Annotated in this window: 15 protein-coding genes and 1 pseudogene; 10 read left to right on the forward strand and 6 right to left on the reverse strand. The window is 41.2% G+C overall.

The features are described 5' to 3' along the window. Nucleotides 1–83: 83 nt before the first annotated feature. From AN393_RS20580 to AN393_RS14265, 4 genes and pseudogenes are all read left to right on the forward strand, one after another. Nucleotides 84–179, forward strand: a pseudogene (locus AN393_RS20580) (Ig-like domain-containing protein); the annotation flags it as partial. Nucleotides 180–224: 45 nt separating this feature from the next. Further along, nucleotides 225–2654, forward strand: coding sequence for an Ig-like domain-containing protein (locus AN393_RS14255; RefSeq protein ID WP_235576206.1), 2430 nt, complete (start codon nt 225–227; stop codon nt 2652–2654). Between the two features lie 16 nt (nt 2655–2670). Then, nucleotides 2671–5349, forward strand: coding sequence for a TonB-dependent receptor plug domain-containing protein (locus AN393_RS14260; protein WP_055018442.1), 2679 nt, complete (start codon nt 2671–2673; stop codon nt 5347–5349). Beyond that, a complete protein-coding gene (locus AN393_RS14265) occupies nt 5342–6409 on the forward strand; it encodes a cytochrome-c peroxidase (protein ID WP_055018443.1) in 1068 nt (355 codons plus the stop codon). Before AN393_RS14260 ends, AN393_RS14265 begins: the two co-directional genes overlap by 8 nt. Before the next feature lie 16 nt (nt 6410–6425). Here AN393_RS14265 and AN393_RS14270 read toward each other — a convergent pair whose 3' ends face one another. Next, entirely contained in the window at nt 6426–6953 is a 528-nt protein-coding gene (locus AN393_RS14270; protein WP_055016364.1) for an acyloxyacyl hydrolase, read from the reverse strand. Nucleotides 6954–7119: 166 nt separating this feature from the next. Further along, nucleotides 7120–8457: an MATE family efflux transporter gene (locus AN393_RS14275; protein ID WP_055016365.1), complete on the reverse strand. Its 1338-nt coding sequence runs from the start codon at nt 8455–8457 to the stop codon at nt 7120–7122. Nucleotides 8458–8629: 172 nt separating this feature from the next. Here AN393_RS14275 and AN393_RS14280 point away from each other — a divergent pair, with 172 nt between their 5' ends. From AN393_RS14280 to AN393_RS14290, 3 genes are all read left to right on the forward strand, one after another. Beyond that, nucleotides 8630–9526 (forward strand): LysR family transcriptional regulator, encoded by an 897-nt coding sequence (locus AN393_RS14280; protein WP_055016366.1) that lies wholly within the window; start codon nt 8630–8632, stop codon nt 9524–9526. Nucleotides 9527–9819: 293 nt separating this feature from the next. After that, complete coding sequence (locus AN393_RS14285; RefSeq protein ID WP_055018444.1) at nt 9820–11100, forward strand: YHYH protein; 1281 nt, start codon at nt 9820–9822, stop codon at nt 11098–11100. Between the two features lie 422 nt (nt 11101–11522). Then, the gene (locus AN393_RS14290) at nt 11523–12290 is read left to right on the forward strand and encodes a DUF6515 family protein (RefSeq protein WP_055018445.1); all 768 of its coding nucleotides are present in this window, start codon (nt 11523–11525) and stop codon (nt 12288–12290) included. A 30-nt stretch (nt 12291–12320) separates the two neighbouring features. On the opposite strand, the gene AN393_RS14295 is transcribed toward AN393_RS14290, so the two are convergent. After that, nucleotides 12321–12794: a VOC family protein gene (locus AN393_RS14295; protein WP_055018446.1), complete on the reverse strand. Its 474-nt coding sequence runs from the start codon at nt 12792–12794 to the stop codon at nt 12321–12323. A 169-nt stretch (nt 12795–12963) separates the two neighbouring features. On the opposite strand from AN393_RS14295, the gene AN393_RS14300 reads away from it, so the two are divergent. Next, on the forward strand, nt 12964–13980 hold the full coding sequence (locus AN393_RS14300) for a substrate-binding domain-containing protein (protein WP_055018447.1): 1017 nt from the start codon (nt 12964–12966) through the stop codon (nt 13978–13980). A 243-nt stretch (nt 13981–14223) separates the two neighbouring features. On the opposite strand, the gene AN393_RS14305 is transcribed toward AN393_RS14300, so the two are convergent. Further along, on the reverse strand, nt 14224–16299 hold the full coding sequence (locus AN393_RS14305; protein WP_055018448.1) for a catalase: 2076 nt from the start codon (nt 16297–16299) through the stop codon (nt 14224–14226). A 235-nt stretch (nt 16300–16534) separates the two neighbouring features. Beyond that, nucleotides 16535–17368: a mechanosensitive ion channel family protein gene (locus AN393_RS14310; protein WP_055016372.1), complete on the reverse strand. Its 834-nt coding sequence runs from the start codon at nt 17366–17368 to the stop codon at nt 16535–16537. Between the two features lie 256 nt (nt 17369–17624). Here AN393_RS14310 and AN393_RS14315 point away from each other — a divergent pair, with 256 nt between their 5' ends. Beyond that, nucleotides 17625–18404, forward strand: coding sequence for a DUF2189 domain-containing protein (locus AN393_RS14315; RefSeq protein WP_055016373.1), 780 nt, complete (start codon nt 17625–17627; stop codon nt 18402–18404). A gap of 250 nt (nt 18405–18654) precedes the next feature. On the opposite strand, the gene AN393_RS14320 is transcribed toward AN393_RS14315, so the two are convergent. After that, nucleotides 18655–19434 (reverse strand): nucleoside-binding protein, encoded by a 780-nt coding sequence (locus AN393_RS14320; RefSeq protein WP_055016378.1) that lies wholly within the window; start codon nt 19432–19434, stop codon nt 18655–18657. A 600-nt stretch (nt 19435–20034) separates the two neighbouring features. On the opposite strand from AN393_RS14320, the gene dps reads away from it, so the two are divergent. Continuing rightward, nucleotides 20035–20550 (forward strand): DNA starvation/stationary phase protection protein Dps, encoded by a 516-nt coding sequence (gene dps, locus AN393_RS14325; RefSeq protein ID WP_055016379.1) that lies wholly within the window; start codon nt 20035–20037, stop codon nt 20548–20550. Nucleotides 20551–20727: the final 177 nt, after the last annotated feature.

Here is a 20727-nt window from a genome sequence, read left to right on the forward strand (position 1 = left end):
ACAACCTAATTTAAGCTTGAGCAGTAAACGAAGACACTTCATTTACTGCTCAAGTAACAGCCACCGACGACGATGCTCTTAGCTACACACTGGCTAATGCTCCTAGTAACGGCACTATAGCAGTAGAAGCAAATGGTGAATTTACATATACGCCTTTTAGTAATTACTATGGCGAAGATAGCGCAACTATTAGCGCAAGCGATGGCAGCTTAACCGCAAATGTTGTGGTACGTTTTAGCGTAGAAAATGTTAATGATGCGCCGCAGCTACTAACCACTAATGTGTTTGTTACCTCTTCAACCACTACGCAAGGGATTATTACTACGCAAGATTTAGATGGTGACACCGTAACTATTAGCTTAATTACACCACCGAGTAATGGCGTAATGAGCATAAATAGCACCACAGGTGAATTTACCTATGAAGCACAAACGCTAAGCAGCATTGATGAGCAATTTGAAATTAGTTACACCGATGGCCTAATTAGCGAGCCGTTAACTGCAATTATTTCGTTAAGCCCTTCTTATGTAACTAACGAAGACAAACTTAATTATTACTACAGCTCTAGCCTATCTCACTTAAAACAAGCTGATGAGCTAAGCGCCAATATTGCTGATGAACTGTCTCGTTACGATATATACGCAACACAAGCTGCCGCCTATGCGCGTGCAGGATTTTTAGATACTGCTAACGACTATTTAGCACTAATAAACGAGCAAACAGCACGTTCTTCGGCACTAAAAGATGTAGCGCAAGCACTTGATGAAATAGGCCAAACAGAACAAGCAAACGATTACCGCGACCAAGCGGTGGCGGCCTACAACCAATACTTAGCTGATAAAGGCTTCGATAATATTGCCTCATCAGACGCATCAGCGCTTTACTCTTTAGTAAAAAGCTATCTAGGCGCCGATCAAGTCTCACAAGCAAGTAATTTGTTAAACACAATTTCGTTATACGCTGAGCAAGTACGCGAAGACGAGTACACATCAAGCTATGGCTACTTTTTAAATGGCGTACGCTTATCAATAGATGATGCCCTACAAAGCTATGCACAAAGCTTAGATGAAAGCGATTTAACACAAGCTAAATTACTTGCCAATAACTACGCGCAACTTGCGGTAAAAGCGGGTTACAGACTGGTACGTAGCGGCGAATACGAAGGCCAACCATACGAGCAATACAAAACGTTGCACGGGGCATGGGCTGCGCAATATCTTTATAGAGCTGGCGAATTTGAAGCGGCAAAAGATTACACTAACCAAGTACTTGCTATGTATGGCTCTACTGGTTTTGATAGTAATTATGCCTATTCTGCATCGCCATATAGCGCCGCTACTTTAGATAACTACACCTACCCGATTCAATTTTTAGCAGGCTTAATTGAAGGCTTATACCAAAGCGACGAAAACCCAGCAATAACGCTGTCAGACAGCGAAACCGATATAAACAACGCGCAAGAGCAAGTATATGGCTTTAATATAGCTAACCGCCTACTTGCTGGTGAAGATATAACGAGTGCCGCTGCACAAGCTCGCAGCTTTTTTACTGAAAATGGCGATTACAACGAATTTTTTAGAGCACTTACCGAACTTGATAACGTCCCAGGCACAGGCCTAATTTTAAGTGAAGCCGGCAGAAACGACTTAGCACAGCAAATATTTACCTATGCGGGCGACTTTTTAGCCTCTGATGAATACATTAGCAAAGAGTCATCAACCACGTTTTTAACCGGTTCAAAGGGCTGTAAATTGTTAGTTGATTTAACTGCGCAGGTCGGTGGCGATACAGCAAATGCCGCTAATAAATGCTTAAGCATGCTTAATACGCTTAATGATGGCGATATACGCACGCTAAGTAATAACTCATCAATTACAGCGCATAACCAAGTAATAGTATCGCTTATTAAAGGCGGCTTATCGGAGCAAGTAGCTGGTGTACACAATCAACTACTTAGCTACATTGCACTAGATGAAGATACCGAAGACAGATTTGAAGCCCGCTTAGAAACTTTAGGTTACTTAGTTAATGCAAACCAAACATCACTGGCAAGTACCACTTTAAATGATGCGATTACTGAAATAACCCCTGAGCTAAATGCATTAACAAGCGATCAGCTAGAAACTATTTTAGCCGCTGTTAAAGCCGAAGTAATTGGCTTAGAAGAAGCTCAAACAGGTGAATTTGAACGTTATTCTATGCTTTCAAGTATGGGTTCAAACGCAGCGAACATTAGCGACTTTTCAGCAAATTATAGTAATGCAAAAACACAAGCTAGCACGCTTTTAAATGCGCTTGAGCCTCTTATTTTGGGCTTTGCCGATACAATTATTGCCGACAATATGGAAGACTTAGTTAACAGTTTTACGTTAATTAACGATATTAGCAAAGCACAAAGCTTAATTAGTAACGGGGTTAATGGCGAGGCCGACCAGCTTGAGCTTTACATAGGCATGACCAACTTAGTCGCCTCTCGCGATGACTTTAGAGGCATAGCGATAGCAAGCGTAGATACCGACCACGACGGCCTACCTAACTTCTTTTTACCTAACGCCAGCGATGAAGACATAGCCTTAGCTGGGTTAATTGCCGACCAAGACGCCGATAACGATGGCGTAATTGATAGCGAAGACACTACCCCACTAGGTATTTAACTAAGAGCCGTAATAAATGCAGACACCGACTACCCTCGCGTGTCTGCTTTTGCTTTCTCAGGGTGTATACGCCGCAGAGCAGCAACAGCAGACCGAGCCAAAACCACAGCCATGTAACGAACTTAAAGATGAGCAAAAAGAGCGCTGTGAAGCACTTGAGCACATTGAAGTAAAAGGCCAGTACATAGGCATTGAAGTACCCGAAGTTATTGGGCGTTCTTACTTAAATCGTGATTTTATAAACGCCACACCTAAAGGCAATGGCGATATAAATGAGCTAATTGCATTGCTCCCTGGTGTACAGCTAAGTAACGAAGCCTACTCTATTGGTAGCTTAGCTGAGATCAGCGCGCCGGAAATATCAATCTCAGGGGCGCAACCTTGGCAAACAGGGTTTTCGTTAGATGGGTTAAATTACAATAACCGCATAGACCCAGCCAGTAGCAGCCGATTAAGCTCTTCATCAGACGATGTATCGGGTGGCGTGCAAAGTATGAACGTAAACTCCGATGTAGTTGAATCTATTACTGTTTACGACCATAACATTCCGGCTGAATTTGGTGGTTTTTCGGGTGGTATTGTTGATAGTAAAACCAAAAGCGTATTTGCAAACGACAGTTTTAGTTTTGGCGTGCGGGGGAATCAAAGTAGCTGGGGGAGTTATCATTTTATAGAGGCCGATCAAGATAGTTCACAGCAAAATGTTGACCAAAGTACGCTTGAAGAGCCTAAATACGAAAAAATTAGCTATAACCTGCGTGCTAATAAACAAATAAATAAGCGCCATGGCGTAATGATGAGTGTTAGTTACTTAACCAGCGACATCAGCGATTTATCGCTAGGGGAAGTAAAAACGCAAAGCAGAACAAACATAAATGCGATTGTGAAGTATGGCTACCGAAATGGCTGGGTAGATGCATTAGATTTAACACTAATGTACTCCCCCTACGAAGTTGATAATTTTATTACGGATGCCAAAGACAGTGACTTTCATTTAGAAGGCGGGGCTATTGGCGCCGTTGCGGCATTAACCGAGCATTTTGACTTTGCATCGTGGCACAGTAATCTTAATTTTAGTATGAGTGACAGCAGCCGAGAAGGCCCTGCGCACTTTTATAGCTGGCTACAAGCCAAAGGGAAAGATTGGGGGCAATACGCCGACCAAGGTGATGCACAAACACGTTATTCTCGCCAAGGGGGATACGGCGCGCTTGATAATACCCAATACACCACCAGCTGGAAAAACACTCTTGATTTTAAAACGCTGGAGTTTGCTGGCACTGAGCACCGTATAAAAGCCGGTATTGAACTTATTCGCCAAGAAGTAGAACGCGAACGCATACAAAATAGCTACAGCTACGATTCGCCTATTATTTGGTCTAGCGCTAGCACACCTCTTAATTGCAGTGGTTATACGCTTGATTGCCAAGCGCTGCAAACCACTATTTCTATTGACGAACTTGCAGCGCAACTTGGTGGCGAAATTGATTTTAATAATCAAGCGCACATTAGCGCTTATACAAATAATGTAACCGCAACAGCACAGTATTTTAATGGCCGTTTAGTTACCCCTGCAGAGTATATAAATGTAACACTTAATCGTGCCTCATTTTATGCTACCGATAGCATCACACTAGGTCAGCTAAGCCTCAATTTAGGTATGCGCTACGAATATGATGACTTTTTAGCAAATCATAATATTGCACCACGTATATCGCTGGGTTACGATGTTTTTAACAACAACCGCACTATTATTAGCGCAGGCGTTAATCGCTATTACGATTCAGCTATTATTGGTTATAAAGTCAAAGAACAACAGCGTTTTTCATACCGAGAATACCGCCCAATTGAAAACGGTTACCTTCAAGGGTGGTTGCCTTCTAACTATACTGGGGCGTTTAAATACCGCTTTGATGATGTAAACACCCCGTACGATGATGAACTCGCGCTAGGTATTGCCCATTCATTTGAAAAAGCGGGCAATGTATCGCTCAGATATGTAAAACGTAAAAAGCATCAGCAATTCTCTCAAGTTACCGATGAAGAAGCTGCTAGCGATGGTTATAAATATATCCGTATGACCAACGAAGGCGATGGCAGCTCAGAGCGTTATTCTATTTCGTGGAGCGCACAATTTGGTAGCCATTCATTATGGGCTAACGCCTCCTACGCTGAAAACAAAGTCTCTAACGACGACTACAATGCCACGGCTGAAAACACCCCTCTTGATGAACTTGTTTACTACGTAAATGCAAGTGGCAGCAGCGAGCTTGTAACACTTGGGCAGCTTGAGCAAATTCGTACAAACTTTGGCACTCCGATAACCGGTGCACTAGGTTGGAATGTTGATTGGAGCAATTCATTAAGCACAGGCCTTAACGTAACCTTTAGTGATAGCTACACCAGCGCAGTGAGTACCGGCGCAAGCGAAAGCATAAGCCTTGAACAAAGCTGTGCAAATTGCCCTGTAGAGTCAACACTTGTTGATGTATACGAAGAACAAGAAGTTCGTGCCAGAACCATGCTAGGCCTAAGCCTACGCTATAGCCACAACCTGACAAAAACCCAGTCAGTTGAAATAAGAGCAGATATTTCTAACTTATTAAATGCACGTACTTACACAGTAAACGAAGGTGCATCGGGTATTGAGCCTGGGCGTATGTTTTGGCTAGGAGTTAGCTATAACTATGATTAGGTTATTAAGCATTTTTGTATTGTGCTCATTTAGCTTAAATGCCAAATCAACAAGTAGTAACGATTTACGCTCACTGTATAGCAAAGGCCAAGCACATTGGCCTGCTATACAAACCAGTGATGGCAGACGTGTAGAGCCCATGTCGCTTTTACCTGTAGCCTCGCCTAAACCTGAACACGTTGCGTTAGGCGATAAGCTTTTTCATGATGTGCAGCTCTCGCGTAATAATACCGTTAGTTGTGCCACCTGCCATGAACGCGATAAAGGCTTTCATGATGGCCGCACAACCGCCATAGGCATTGACGATCAAGTTGGTACGCGTAATACCCCCGCTATTTTTGGTATAGATCAATGGCAAAGTTTTTTTTGGGATGGTCGCGCCAGCACCGCAGAGCAACAAGCACTAATGCCCATAGCAAACCCTATTGAAATGGACTTAGACCCAAAGATAGCTTTAGCGCGAGTAAATAAAGACAAAAGCTACCATGCATTTAACAAAAGCGCTTTTAATAGCAGCACGTTAACCACAGAGCAAATGGCAAAAGCCTTAGTTGCATTTGAGCGAACATTAGCCGCGCCAAGTAGCCGCTATAAAACGTTTTTAACGCAGCTTAATAAAAACCCACAACACGCAATTAATAGCTTGAGTGATAGTGAACTAAATGGTCTGCACCTTTTCAGAACGAAAGCCAAATGCATGACCTGCCATAATGGCCCGCTGCTCAGCGACAACCAATTCCATGGTACGGGGCTGCATTATTATGGCCGCCGTTTTGAAGATAAAGGCCGCTATGATGCCACCCAAAACCCTGAGCATATAGGCCAATTTAGAACGCCGTCGCTTTTAGGTTTAATGCAAACATTTCCGTGGATGCATAACGGCTTATTTGATGATTTAGCCGGTATTGTCGCCTTATACAACCATGGTGGAGTAAGACCGCGACCACGAAAAAGCCAACTAAACGACCCACACTTCCCCAAAACCACCGACCTGCTTATAAAGCTTAATTTAACTAAGCAAGAACAAGCCGATCTCGTGGCATTTTTACGTATATTATAAGCGCTGATTTACTCACTTAAAGTGCGCGTGAGTAGCTTAGCGATATGAAATCAAGGCCAGGGTTGGGCTTTTTAATACCTGCGTTTGAATAATGAAAATACTTGAGCGACACGCTGTGTTGCTCAGCCTCACCAAATTTCATGGCAATGCCTAGGCGGTCTTCAAATTGATAATGGGTGCTTATGTTTTTACCCGCAAATTTAGTGTCGTCTAATAGGCTTAAGCCAATACCAAACTCGGCAAAAACCCGGTTTCCAGCAATACTGCCAATAGGATAAAAAATTACAGGCGAGAGCGATAAACCTAAATTAGCGTCGTAGCGTTTTGGGTCATCGTATTCAAAAAAGTTGGCATTGGCTTCTAGGTAAATCTCTAGCTCTTCAAAGCCTTCTATTTGGTAATCTAAGGCATATTGATAAGCCACCTTAACCCCTCGCACGTCTCCTTCACCTTGTATGTAGCTCATCGAAAAGTAATTTTGTGCAGCCGTTGCAGCGCCTGCGTATAGCGTTATAGCTATTAAAAACAATTTATAAAGTTTCATGTTATTCACCTCAAGCAGCTCTTTTTTATTGCAATTGCTTGACCTAAACACAGCAAATTCGGCTGCTATAGATAAAGCAATGATTCAATGAGGTGCATAGTAATTGCATTTAACTATTTTGATAATTGCAATTTAAGTGGAATAACTTTCTTCAATATATTGATAATTAAACAGTGATTGAGCGCTCACCAACATGCGTTGTTAACCGCTTATATTGCTGCTTAAATAGCTGCCAACCCACAATACCCGACAAGGTATTGCCGCATGCCATACCGATAAATAACCCTGTTAAACCGTAAAAATACGAGCCTAACCAAAGTAGCGGTAGGTAACACAAAAATAGTCGCAATATGGAGATAAATAAGGCCGTTGTTGGAAACCCCAGCGCGTTACATACCGATACTGTGATCATACACACACCTAAAGCTGCATAACTCAGGGGCACAAAAACAAAGTAATCTGTCAGGTTAGCAACAATTTCACTATTATTGCTAAGCACATGTGCAAGTGGATTAGCTATGCCTAGCATAATAACTGCTAATAAAATTTGTATGCCAATTACAAAGCCGCACGCAAGTTTTACTACGCTTAATATTTGCCTAAGCTCCCCCCGCCCTTTTAAATTTCCAACAATAGGCGGCAGTGCCATGGTAAGCGCTAAAATTAAAATAATCGCAATATATTCAATACGGTTTGCAAGCCCCCACGCAGCTACAGCAAACCCACCATATGCGGCAATAAGTGCAGTTACTATCATGGCTGAAATAGGCGGAATAAACTGTGAAAGTAAGGCCGGTGCCATCATTTTTGCAATGGCTTTTATTGCCTGCTCGGTACGATTTTTTAAAACGCCAAAAGTTAGCAGTTCTCGTTTAATAAGCGTGCAAAACACCACGATTAAGCCTATTGCAAAAGCAACACAGCTTGCCCATGCAGCACCCGCTAAACCCATATCAAAAGTAAACATAAACAATGGATCGAGCGCTATATTTAACACGCTGGTTAGCACCATAATTCGCCCTGGTAATAAGGTTTCGTTATGAGCGCGGCAAATGCTGTAACCAAAATAAAGAAGCGCGCCAAGCCAGCAGCTTATTAGCCAAGGTAGCCAGTAAAGCTCGGTTAAATTAAATAAAGAAGGCGTTGCACCCAGCGCTAAAATAATATACTGCTGAAAAAGCCACAGCGCCAAGCACAATAGCGTGACTATTGCGGTGCCAATAACCACAATTAAGCTACCTAGGTAGCGTGCGTAGTTAACTTTATTTTCTCCAAGTGCTGTGGAAATAGTTGCAGTTGCCGCAATACCTAAGCCTACTTGTACTCCCACAATTACCTGAAAAATAGCAATACTAAAGGCAACTACAGCGAGCGGCTCAGCGCCTAGCTTAGCAATAAAAATACTATCAACCAGCTGGCTCCCCATAATAGAAAACAAGCCAACTAACATAGGCCAAGTTTGCTTAAATAAATGCTTTAATAGTAATGATGTATTACGGTTCATAAGGCAGGCTCACTCTAAACTTAAAAATTTAAACGAGAAAAATACCGAAAAAAAAGGCGCTTATAGTAAGCGCCACAGGAAAAGTCACAATGAATAAGCCACTAGTATATTTACACAACTAACCATTGATAATATAGTTGTTTAAATAATCAGTTTATTGAAAAATTTGATAATGAATATTGCCCATTTAAACCTGTTTGTCAGAATCGCAACCACGCACAATATTAGCTTAGCTGGCAAGGAGTTAGGTTTGTCGGCTGCAGTTTCTAGTGCACAAATAAATAAGCTTGAAGAAACGCTCGGCGTTAAACTTATTCATCGTACAACCCGAAAAGTATCGCTAACCGAAGAAGGCCAAGCTTTTTTACCCCATGCCGAGGAAGTCCTTGCCAATGTAGAAATGGCGCGCGCCTCGGTAGGAATTGGCAGCGTAACGCCACAAGGAAAATTGCGCATTACCGCCCCTGCTTCGTTCGGGCGTATGCATATTATTCCTGCATTGGCTGGATTTATTGAGCAATACCCCGACCTCACTATTGATTTACGTTTAAGTGATAGCATCATTGATATGGTCGGCGGCGGGTTTGATATAGCAATACGTGACGCTGCTCTTAATGATTCAACCCTTATAGCCCGAAAAATCGCTCGCGATAAACGCTTAATTTGCGCATCGCCCAATTACCTTGCAAAACACGGCACCCCAACAACACCGCAAGATTTAAAAAATCATACCTGTGTTAATTTACATGGTTTAACGACATGGTCGTTTATTACACCCGAGGGCACACAAAACATTAAAACCAATAATGTATTACAAGCTGACAACGGTGAAGCAGTGCGCGACGCGTGCGTGCAAGGCTTAGGTATTACGTTAATGTCGAGCTGGTGTGCCTATAAAAAACTACAAAGTGGTGAGCTGGTACAAATTTTACAAGACTACCCACTTGCATCCGACACCGCTATTTGGAGCGTTTATCCAAGCTCACGCTTATTAGCACCAAAAGTTAGGGCTTTTATAGACTACTTTAGTGGCTACTTTGGTGACGAACCCTACTGGGAAAAAATATAATTATTTAATTAAAAATAAAAACGCACACCTGTGCGTTTTTTTATGCCTAAACTTTACATATAAAATGTTTATTAGGTTAAATATTAGGCTAATAAAGCAGTGGCTCACATGTGTAGTCAGATGAGCTATTTAATGGTGTGATTTTATTGAATTACTTAACAAGCACTCTCAATAGTGCTGACCAAAAGCCAACTGAGCAGCTTAAACATATCAATAACTATGAAACTTACATTTTATTTGCACAATTTATTGTCATACTAAAACCAAGGTAAATAAATGGTTTTGGGGTAAGTATGAGAGCAATTAAACGAAGTCGTTTCAAAGTACTTGGTGTTAACACTAAAAAGGGCACACTCGCCCTGAGCATATTAAGTGCCATGCTACTTTTATCGGCATGTGACGAACACGCTCAAAACGATAATACAGCAGTTACCTCTCATAAAAAAACGCTCAAAAACACGCTTATTAATACCGATGCATTTAATATTAAAGCCATGGTAAAACTACCACAAACTGTTGAATGTACGCTTGAAAACGGCTCGCAAACCCAATGTACTCAAGTGGTTTTAAAATATCAGCCCGACAACATTGAAGTAGGTCCTTTTTGCCCAGAAACACTCGACGACGTTGGCGGAATTTGGGATTGGGATGGCACCGATGCAGGCCTATACAGATTAGATAAAGCGTTTTTAACCATGCTTAACGAGCAAGGTTTTACCTTTTACGATGAAGACGGCAACGTGCATATTGTTGATAACGCGACCATTCGCCCAACAGTTGATCATGCATGTATTAATGTATCGGTAGATAAAAGCGTAGAAATTACCGCCCTTTTACCACTGCACCCTGTTATGTCTGAGCAATCAACAGCGTTGGGCACAGTATCTAAGGTGGGTATAGCGCTTGCGGGTGTGCCTATTTTTTCGGATGCGCCAAGTGTGCAACATACTGGGCATTTACCCGCGCTTGATACGTGCGCAGGCCATATCGATCCGGGTGGTTGGTACCACTACCACGGCACCGCCAGTGATATAGACAGCGTATATAAACACGAACATGTAAACGCCAACTGTAATAATTTAACGCAAAAGCCAAGCGCCCTATTTGGTTATGCCTTTGATGGTTACCCGATTTACGGAAGCCAAGAAATTGATGGCACAACCCCCGCCGAGCTTGATAGCTGTAATGGCCACATAGGCCCTACGGGTGAAAGCGGAACAGTTACTTATCACTATCATGCCAGTAATACGTTCCCTAATTTACCTAAGTGCTTAAAAGGCGTGGTTGCACAAAACAACTTTGCGACCACAGCACAAGCGGGCGTAGGCGCTAAGCCACCTGAAGGCACTAGAACAACGCGCCATGAACCACCTGGTGGCGGTGGTCCTAAAGCCGGAATCTCACCACCTGGGTTTGGTGAGGCAGCTAAAAAGCTAGGCGTTAGCGAAAAGGCGCTTATGCAAGCAATGCAAAATGCTGGTGGCCCTAATGCCGATTTAACGATTGTAGCAAAAACACTTAACGTGACACCGGCGCAATTAAAAGCGGCCTTACCCGAAAAACCAAAACGCTAAATAATAGACTTACCAAAATATTTAACCATGTTGATATTTAAGTTTATTCTCTTTAGTCAGAGGTTTTGAGTAAAAACAAGGTGAATTTACGCGTCAATAGCTGGCCTACTGCAAGTAAATTCAACACAGTTAGCGCTGAAAATAGCTGCTCGAGATAAATTTATTATCCAAAGTTCAGGTTAAATACAACTTACAGCAAGTGTTAAAAGCACTTGCCGTAACAATTAGTTACGCTGCTTAAAGCCTTATAAAAGTGCCTAAAATCGTCAAAAATGTGAGAAAGCGTTGGCTTGTGTCAAGAACAGTAAACGTTAGTAAAAAGCTGTAAACACAGCCGTGTTATCGGTTACATGTCAGTTACCATTCAGTTTAAAGCGCTAGTATTGAACCCAGTTATGTAACAACATACACGAGGCACTAGTATGAAACTGACTCAATTACTCCCTGCTCTACTTGCCATAAGTGCAGTATCTGGCGCTGCATATGCAGCACCCAATGAGCGAGAAAACGCAAAAAGTTTTAATAATGAGCGCGCAAAACGCATCGAATACAAACGAGATGAGCGCCGCGATGACAAAAAACAGCGTATAGAATATAAAAAAAACGACCATAAAGAGCGCAAGCAAGCCAAACGAGAGCACCGCAAAGAGCAAAAGCGCAAAGTTGCCCATTACAAACAACAGCAACGCACTCGTAATTATTTTAAACATAACCGACACAAGGTAGTAACCTACAGACCTGGGCATTATTTTAATCATTTACCGCGTAACAGTGCATCAATCAGATTTAATGGCATTACGTTTACATTAAGTGATGGTATTTATTATCGTAAAGCAAAAAGAGGCTACCACGTAGTTAAGCCACCAAGAGGTTTAAGAATCCGCTCACTACCAAGGCATTATTCGCACTTTAAGCGTCACAATACCACTTACTACACCTACCAAAATGTATATTATGTAGCAGATAATAATGGTTACAGAGTGGTTGATGAGCCTAAAATAGTGGTTAACCAAGCTATAAAGGTAGGCAGTGCTAAAAATTATGAGTTAGGCCAAACCTACGACATCCTCCCTATTTCAGCAGAGGCTGTCACGATTAACGAGCAACAATATTTTAAGTACCAAGATATTTATTTTTTACCGCAAATAAACGGTGACGAAATAAAATATTTAGCGATAAATTTAGGGTAATAATATTATTCAAACGAAGGGCAAGTTGCGCTAAGCATCTTGCTCTTTTGACATTAAGTTGGCCATTCGTTGGTTAATTTCTTGCTCGCTTAAATCTTCTTTGTGGGTGCCTATGGTCCAAACATGCCCGAATGGGTCTTGTAGTGTGCCGGCTCTATCACCATAAAACTGGTCATGTACTGGGCGTACTTCTGTAGCGCCAAGTTCAATTGCCTTTTTGAATACGCTATCTACATCCTCTACATAAAGCATTAAACTTACCGGCGTTCCACCAAGTTTTTGTGGGCTTTTAAAAGACTCATCAGGACATGAGTCCGAAATCATAATGTGCGAGTCACCAATAATAATTTCAGCATGGGCTATACCGCCCTCTGGCAGCGGCATTTGCATAACAAGTTGTGCATCAAATGCATCGCAATAAAAGCATATGGCTTGCTGCGCGCCTTCTATAATTAAATACGGAGTTACTGAACTAAACCCTTTTGGAATTGCTGAAACAGTCATTACGCTCTCCATTAGTTTTGGGGGTATATATTCAGCCTATAGGCTAAAAACAATTATTTCAACGTGGCACCCACTTAAGTCACTTTATCCAAACTAGCTAATTTAAGTTCTATAACTATACTGGCTGTAATATATACCTTACTACTTTTAAATAATTAGGACTTTTATAATGGTAGCTAAAATTAGCTTAGCGCTTAAAAAGTATAAAGTTCTGAAATGCTTATTTTTAAGCTGGTGTGTTTTATTGGCTCACCAAAGTGCGGCAAAAGTTGTAATTGGCATTGTAGGTAAAACAAAAAATGACACCTTTTATCAGCAAGCATTCAAAGGCTGTTTACACTTTGGTCGTGAGCATCCTGAAATCGAGTGCAAGTACGATGGACCAAAAGATTTTCAAGATATTCGCAGCCAAACTATGGCAATAAATAGATTAATTGACCAAGGAATTGATGGTTTAATCGTAGCAACAACCGACTCTCAGCACTTGGTCACTCACTCATTAATGGCGCTTAAAAGTAAAAATATTCCCGTTATAACGTTTGATTCAGACCTGTTAGAAAAACACCAACAGTACCGCCTAACCTATGTAGGGAGTAATAACTTCGACTTTGGAGTTGCCCTGGGCGAGCAAGTAAAAAAACTTACCAATAAAGCAAATAATACGATATGCATACAGTCGGGACATCACACCACTCCTAATTTAAACAAGCGTATTGCTGGGGTTAGGTATGCACTGTCTGAGCAAGCCAAAACAAAGCTAACAGGTAAAAATGGCTGGCGCGAAGATAGTCGTTGCCCAATGTTTAGTTTGGGTAAACGTGAAAAGTCACTAGAGCAGTTGATGAGTTTATTAAATACGGACAACCCGCCCATTTTTCTAGCTGTAGCGGGGTTTGCACAGTTTAACCCACACTATGTTAATGCGCTTGGTCCATACAAACAAATGATTGAAAATAAAGATATTATAATCGTCTCAGCCGATACTGAAGAAATACAACTCAATGTATTAAGTAGAGGGTTGTCCTCCGCTAACATAGGGCAAAATCCATTTGAAATGGGCCGCTTGAGCACCAAATTAATGCACGACTACATTTTATACAATAAAAAGCCCACACAGTCCCACTATTATACTGACTTTCATTACTGCACAAAAAATAACGCTTCAACGTGCACAATAAACTATTAAAAGCGATAAGTAATTATCAGCGAGTATTAACTTGCTTTTTAACAACGGCGAATTTCTTATAATTAACTAATAGCAAGCTATTTGGCTAATACTAAACACCACGTTGTCAAAACAATAAGGGTGATAGAGTTTTGTAATAAACCTATTGTATACCACTAAAAAGCCCATACAACACTCTCTTTTCATAAAAAAAACCACACTTTTTACAAAGTGTGGTTTTTCTTTTCTACAAACACTTGTTTGTTAACGCTGCCAAAATCTCAAATTGCGTAATGTTTCAATAAAGGTATTTGCGGAGTGCGTGTTTAAATCTATCCAACCATCATCAACCTTACCATCATCAAGCCCTGCGGCTTCAAACAATGCCATAGCATCTTGTGTATAGCCTATATACTTCATATGCGCGAATGCATCGCTTACAAAGTCCTTAGCCTCAGGAATACCGGCAAGCTTCTTAGCGCCTTCTTGCGTTGCAAGTACCATCACCGCATCGTAAAGCACCGAAGGACCGCCATTAATTACTTGATCAGCTGCTACATGCTTACCTTTACTACAACATGCTCCACCCACTTGTGCGGCCACAATTTCGTAGTTAGCGCCTTCAGCGTCTAAGGCATTTATAACTGAGTTGAAAATATCGGCATCAAAACCATCGCTTACTAAAATACCTAATTTACGACCTTTAAAGGTATTAGGCGCATTTTTTAAAATACTAAGTGCATCCGACACAGGTAAATCGTTACGCGTTGGCATAGCCGCTTCTGCAGGCTCTGGCATGTCTTGCAGGCGTAGACCCTTAGCCACTTCTTGCGCTAATGTTTTGTCTACATTTAATAAATGCGAAACCACTCGCTCACGAATTGGCACATGCTCTACTTTTGAAAGCTCAAATACAAACGCATATTGAATGTGCGCTTGCTCTACTTCTGTTTGGCTTAAGTAAAATTGGCGAGCTTGACTGTAGTGATCGCTAAATGTTTCTGAGCGATAACGCAGCTTATCTCCACCGCTTACTTCTGGCTCGCTTGAGCTTTTAAAGCCATGCACTGGGCATTCGCGTGGGTTATGTTCATCGCCGCTCCACGAGTTTGGCTCGTAGTTAACACGCCCTTTAGGGTTATGCATTGCCATATGACCATCTTGTTGAAAATGGCGCATCGGACATTTAGGCGCATTAACCGGAATATGCGTAAAGTTAGGGCCGCCTAAGCGCTTGGTTTGCGTATCTAAATACGAAAAATTACGTCCTTGCAGTAATGGGTCGGGTGTAAAATCAAGCCCCGGCACAATGTTTTGTGTACAAAATGCAACTTGCTCTGTTTCGGCAAAAAAGTTGTCGACTACGCGGTCAAGTACCATGCGCCCAACAATTTTTACGGGCACTTGCTCTTCCGGTATAAGTTTAGTGGAATCAAAAACATCAAATTCAAATTCATCTGCAAATTGTTGGTCAAACACCTGTACGCCTAGCTCCCACTCTGGGAAGTCGCCTTTACCAATAGACTCCCACATGTCTCTGCGATGAAAGTCAGGGTCGGCGCCATTCAGTTTAAGTGCTTCATTCCACACAACTGACTGCATACCGGCTTTTGGTTTCCAATGAAACTTAACAAATTTCTCATCCCCTTTGGCATTAATAAATTTAAAGGTATGAACACCAAAGCCTTCCATAAAGCGTAAAGATCGCGGTATAGCTCTATCTGACATGGCCCACATGAGCATATGTACCGACTCGGGCGATAAACTTACAAAGTCCCAAAAGTTATCGTGCGCGGTTTGTGCTTGCGGAAAGCCACGGTCTGGTTCAGCCTTAGCAGAGTGAATTAAATCGGGAAACTTCATCGCATCCTGAATAAAAAATACAGGTATGTTGTTACCCACTAAATCCCAGTTTCCTTCTTGGGTGTAAAATTTAACAGCAAAGCCGCGAACATCACGTGCTAAATCGGGAGACCCTTTATTTCCTGCCACAGTTGAGAATCGTGCAAACACTGGAGTTTTTTCACCTTTGCGCTGAAAAATATCTGCACAGGTTAAATCTTCAAGCGTGTCGTAAGTTTCAAAATATCCGTGTGCGCCGTACCCTCTTGCGTGGACCACACGCTCAGGAATGCGTTCGTGATCAAAGTGAAATAATTTTTCACGCATTACGTGATCTTCCAGAAGCCCTGGGCCGCGCTTGCCCGCACGCAATGAATTTTGGTCGTCGCTTACAGGGCAGCCCTGCGCGGTGGTCATGGTAGGGTGTTCATCCGACGCCTTTTGATGCAACTCGCCGCCATGCCCTTTATTGCCTGCGTATTTAAATGATTCAGCCATGTTTAGTCCTTCATACAATTTGATTTAATGGGTCAATAGTTTTTATAAGCTTTAAAACTAAAAGCGACCTTGCAAATGCAATATCAAGACCAGCCTACTAACCTAGTAAAAAAGGAGGGTAAAGGTAACAAAGTCGTATTTTGGCTAATTTATAAAAGTAAAATTTACACAAGCATGTAACTTTTTCAGACAAAAAAAGAGCACTTAAAAGTGCTCTTTTTAAAAAGGATTTATATTAGTCTTTATTCTCGTTAACTAAAATAACTTTACGATGCGGGAATGGAATTTCGATATTGTTATCATCAAGGGCTTTTTTAATCAGCTCGGGCACTGTGTATAAAATTTCAAAGTAGTGCTCACCTTTACAAAACGGCCTTACTAAAAAGTCTACCGAGCTATTGTTAAGTGTTTCTACTTCAACAAAAGGGGCTGGGTCTTTTAAAATATGTGGGTGAGCCTCAAGCACACTATCAATAACCTTGCGAACAGCATCGGTGTTTTCATCATATGCCACACCAAAATGCATATCTACGCCGCGAATAGGATGGTGCGAATGATTAATAATCTGCGCTCCCCAAATTTGGCTATTGGGGATAATCACTTGCTGATTATCGAACGTTTGCAAAATAGTGGTAAACATATCAACCTCGGTAACTTTACCAAAGCGCCCTGCAGCTTCTATAAAGTCGTTTACTTTATAAGGTCTGAATATAAGTAACATCACACCGGCAGCCAAGTTAGACATAGCACCTTGCAGTGCTAACCCTATAGCTAAGCCTGCTGCACCTAATAGTGCAATAATTGAAGCTGTTTGCACACCAAAGCGGTTTAACACGGCAATAAATACAAACGCTAAAATAACATAGCGCGCCATGCTACCTAAAAACCTAAATAGTGTGTCATCAAAATGAGTGTATTTATGGCATAAACTTACAATCATATTACGCACTTTGCCTGCAAGCCATAAACCTATTAGTAATATAACGATTGCCATTAAAATATTTGTTGCCCACATTATTGCTGCGGGCAAATACTGATTTACATCAATATTATGTATTATCTCGTCCATTTTATTATTCCTGTTAGACTGGTTGTAATTAAAAAAGCTTACCAGCACCACTTATTAACTTTTTATTAACCAAATTGCAAATTTATACCTACTTACTAAATTAGCCTTTCATTTATCTCACCAATAGCAGCTGTCAAAACCAAATTAGTATATAAATTGACCGAAAATATTTTTTGTTGCGTATATGTTGTTCAATTTGTAAATAAAGCCAATGTGTTCTAAACCTTTAAGAGACACCTTGTTAAGGAGCGTTGTTATGCCAACAACAAATACGATTAATAAACACTCTGAATTTGCCCGCTGCATTGAATGCAATAAGGTAAACACATTTGCAGCTTTTCACTGGCTCGCACTGGCGTTTAAAGACATGACCCGTGCGCCCATATTGAGCCTAATTTACGGGGTTATATTTACCCTAATTCCTGTAGCTATTATTTACTCGGCAATGTTTACAGGGACTTATTTAGTGATACTGCCCGCAACCGTGGCATTTGCATTAATAGGCCCTGCCTTTGCCGCAGGTCTTTACGATGTAGCATGGGAGCTTGAGAAAGGGCATAAACCCACATTAAGCCACTCTATTAAGTCGATGTTTAGAAACCCGGTAGGTGAATGGGGTTTTGCAATAATGCTAATGGTGATCATGATAGCTTGGATGCGATTAGCCGCGCTTGTGCATGCTTTATATCCTAGCCATGCCAACCCCACCTTTGAAGAATTATCAGCGTTTTTAACGCTAGGCAGTTTAATAGGTGGTGTATTGCTTGTAACTGTGTTTTCGCTTTCTGCTTTTGCTCCGCAAATAATGATGGAGCGCCGAGTAGATATTATGACCGCAGTGATCAGCTCTATGAACGCTGTTAAAACTAACTTTGCCGCTATGGTGGTGTGGTCTATTTGTATATTTTTACTCGTAGCCATCGGCTTTGCTACCGGCGCCGCGGGCTTTATTGTAATTATGCCTTTGCTAAGCTATGCCAGCTGGCATGCTTACATCGCAGTAATAAAAACCAAAAAACCTCGTGGTTACGAGTAATACCAATCCGTATAATTACGTGATCTATTTTGAGGATGGAAAAACGTGTTGATAGGAAGGCAAAAAATTCGCTATTTAGTTGTTCTAAATGAGAGTTTTTTAACGCAGATAGCGACACTTTTAGCCCCTAAAAATGATTAAGTTTTATTGCGGGTTGGTATAAAACCAACCATTTATAGTTCCAACCACACTGACAAAAATAGCGCCAAAAGGCGCTATTTTTTTATCAGCCTAGCAAAGCATGCTTTGCTTAAAATACCCAAATGGCATGTAAAAAGGGCTGGTTTTCTATGTCAGCCGTACCAAGCTTGTTGTACCAATAACGCCATTCAGCTCCCACCATTAATTGCTTAGCATCTAAATTAAAGTTTTGCCCAACATCCCAATACACTGCAGGCTGCGCAAGTAGCCATTCATTAACTTTTTTGTCTAACTCATCATTACGCCCTGAGATGTATTCAACATGGCCGGTAAAGTAAAATGCTTGGCTACCTAACGTGAAAGGAGCACCCCAAGCAAGGTCTATAAAAATACTGTTATCTTGTTTAGCTAACTGATCTTTTTGAACGCCACCATTGGCATCAATATAGCCTGCAAAAGTGGTTGTTAAAAAATCAAAGCCTGGCGCATCCCAGCTGAGCTTTATGCCTGGGGTGTATTTCATTAATCCCTCTTCACCGGCATTTATACCAAATACTAAACCTGTGTCTTTTATTGGTCCGTATTTTAAAGAAGTCTCTAAGGCTTTAGATAAGCTAAGTGTTGTGTACCACTCGCCATAAATACCCGTATCTTGAAAACCATCACTAAGGCTGTCGTTTAAAAAGTCGATAAAAAAATAGTTATCACCCAAGTCATGCTCTGAGGCATGCTCTATGGTGTAGGTGCGTGTAAATGACGACTCCCCAGTAAAAGGATTTAAGGCATCGCCAAAGTTTGTGTGAAGCTGTGTGATGCTCCAATTTTCTGCTAGAGCTGAGTGAGACAAAAGCAGTATAGATATTGTAAACAGTGCTTTAAAAAAATTCATTATTTATTTACATAACCCCAATTAAAATGCGGCAGGAGTATATCAGTGAGCATTCACCAACTAAAGAGATTAAATAAGTATAAAGAATGATTTTTTAAATCTAGGCAGTTATATGCAGCAATCGAAGAGCTGTACATGCTTTGTATGAATATAAAGTGTGAGTGCTAATTTAACGTAGGTACACAATTGGCTCCTTTTAGGTATAACTGCTTAGTTTATAAATTATGTCTAACTTAAATATTGAAACGCGTGCGCCCTAAAACTAACTTTTAAAGCTCATGTAATGCGGGCCTAAATTAACTACTAAGTACGCAAAATAGTTGCACTACACCGATTATGCCTTTCTAAACGCCGTCTAATTTAAACGCGTACCACACGCATTCCGACTTTATTGCTAGTATGCAGAATTTACAAAAATCAGTGCATAAAATTCATAATCTCCGCCCTTCCTTTTGTTCCCCCCACACTAGGAATTAAAATAAATCATTAATTATCAATGGCTTATACAATCAAGTCTAATAGGCATAGGCTTTGCTTCATGTATTGCAAGTTAAATAGTAGCAATGGCTACATACAACACATTACATAACGGGAGACATTATGAGTAACTCACAACACCCAATTGAATTTACAGCCCCAGGTATGGATAACGAAACAGCAAAAAAAACAATTGAAACACTCGATAATCGACTTGTATCTCTTTTAGATTTACAACTTACTTTAAAGCATATTCATTGGAATGTAGTGGGCCCTAGTTTTATTGGCGTTCATGAAATGTTAGACCCGCAGGTGGATGCTATTCGCGAAATGACCGACACCATCGCAGAGCGTATTGCTACATTAGGCGGTACGCCACAAGGTACACCTAAGTCAATTGTAGATCGCCGCACGTGGGATGAATATTCATTAGGTAAAGCCTTTGTTATTGAACATTTGGGCGCATTAGACAAAGTATACAGTGGCGTAAACGCCGATCATCGTAATGCCATTAGCACGCTGTCTGAATTAGACCCTGTATCTGAAGACATGATCACCAGCCAGCTTGGCGATTTGGAGCAATTTCAATGGTTTGTGCGTGCTCACATTGAATCGTCTGCTGGTAAACTAAATCATTAATTGATTACCTACTTTGCCATACAAGGAATGTTAATAAGTGTTAAGGGACTAATAATCATACAAGGATACGTTACATAAGTTGGTACAGGATGAAGTGCAAACTACAAGGACCCGTTACTTATTACATAAAGGATGCAGTAAATGCACCAAGGACGATTAAAGCTTGCTAACGGATTT

Origin of the sequence: Pseudoalteromonas sp. P1-25 (genome assembly GCF_001401805.1) — a bacterium.
Lineage (GTDB): Bacteria > Pseudomonadota > Gammaproteobacteria > Enterobacterales > Alteromonadaceae > Pseudoalteromonas.

Coding starts and splice junctions, on each gene's coding strand:
- AN393_RS14260 (WP_055018442.1), top strand. CDS start 2,671: ATGCAGACACCGACTACCCTCGCGTGTCTGCTTTTGCTTTCTCAGGGT.
- AN393_RS14265 (WP_055018443.1), top strand. CDS start 5,342: ATGATTAGGTTATTAAGCATTTTTGTATTGTGCTCATTTAGCTTAAAT.
- AN393_RS14270 (WP_055016364.1), bottom strand. CDS start 6,953: ATGAAACTTTATAAATTGTTTTTAATAGCTATAACGCTATACGCAGGC.
- AN393_RS14275 (WP_055016365.1), bottom strand. CDS start 8,457: ATGAACCGTAATACATCATTACTATTAAAGCATTTATTTAAGCAAACT.
- AN393_RS14280 (WP_055016366.1), top strand. CDS start 8,630: ATGAATATTGCCCATTTAAACCTGTTTGTCAGAATCGCAACCACGCAC.
- AN393_RS14285 (WP_055018444.1), top strand. CDS start 9,820: ATGAGAGCAATTAAACGAAGTCGTTTCAAAGTACTTGGTGTTAACACT.
- AN393_RS14290 (WP_055018445.1), top strand. CDS start 11,523: ATGAAACTGACTCAATTACTCCCTGCTCTACTTGCCATAAGTGCAGTA.
- AN393_RS14295 (WP_055018446.1), bottom strand. CDS start 12,794: ATGACTGTTTCAGCAATTCCAAAAGGGTTTAGTTCAGTAACTCCGTAT.
- AN393_RS14300 (WP_055018447.1), top strand. CDS start 12,964: ATGGTAGCTAAAATTAGCTTAGCGCTTAAAAAGTATAAAGTTCTGAAA.
- AN393_RS14305 (WP_055018448.1), bottom strand. CDS start 16,299: ATGGCTGAATCATTTAAATACGCAGGCAATAAAGGGCATGGCGGCGAG.
- AN393_RS14310 (WP_055016372.1), bottom strand. CDS start 17,368: ATGGACGAGATAATACATAATATTGATGTAAATCAGTATTTGCCCGCA.
- AN393_RS14315 (WP_055016373.1), top strand. CDS start 17,625: ATGCCAACAACAAATACGATTAATAAACACTCTGAATTTGCCCGCTGC.
- AN393_RS14320 (WP_055016378.1), bottom strand. CDS start 19,434: ATGAATTTTTTTAAAGCACTGTTTACAATATCTATACTGCTTTTGTCT.
- dps (WP_055016379.1), top strand. CDS start 20,035: ATGAGTAACTCACAACACCCAATTGAATTTACAGCCCCAGGTATGGAT.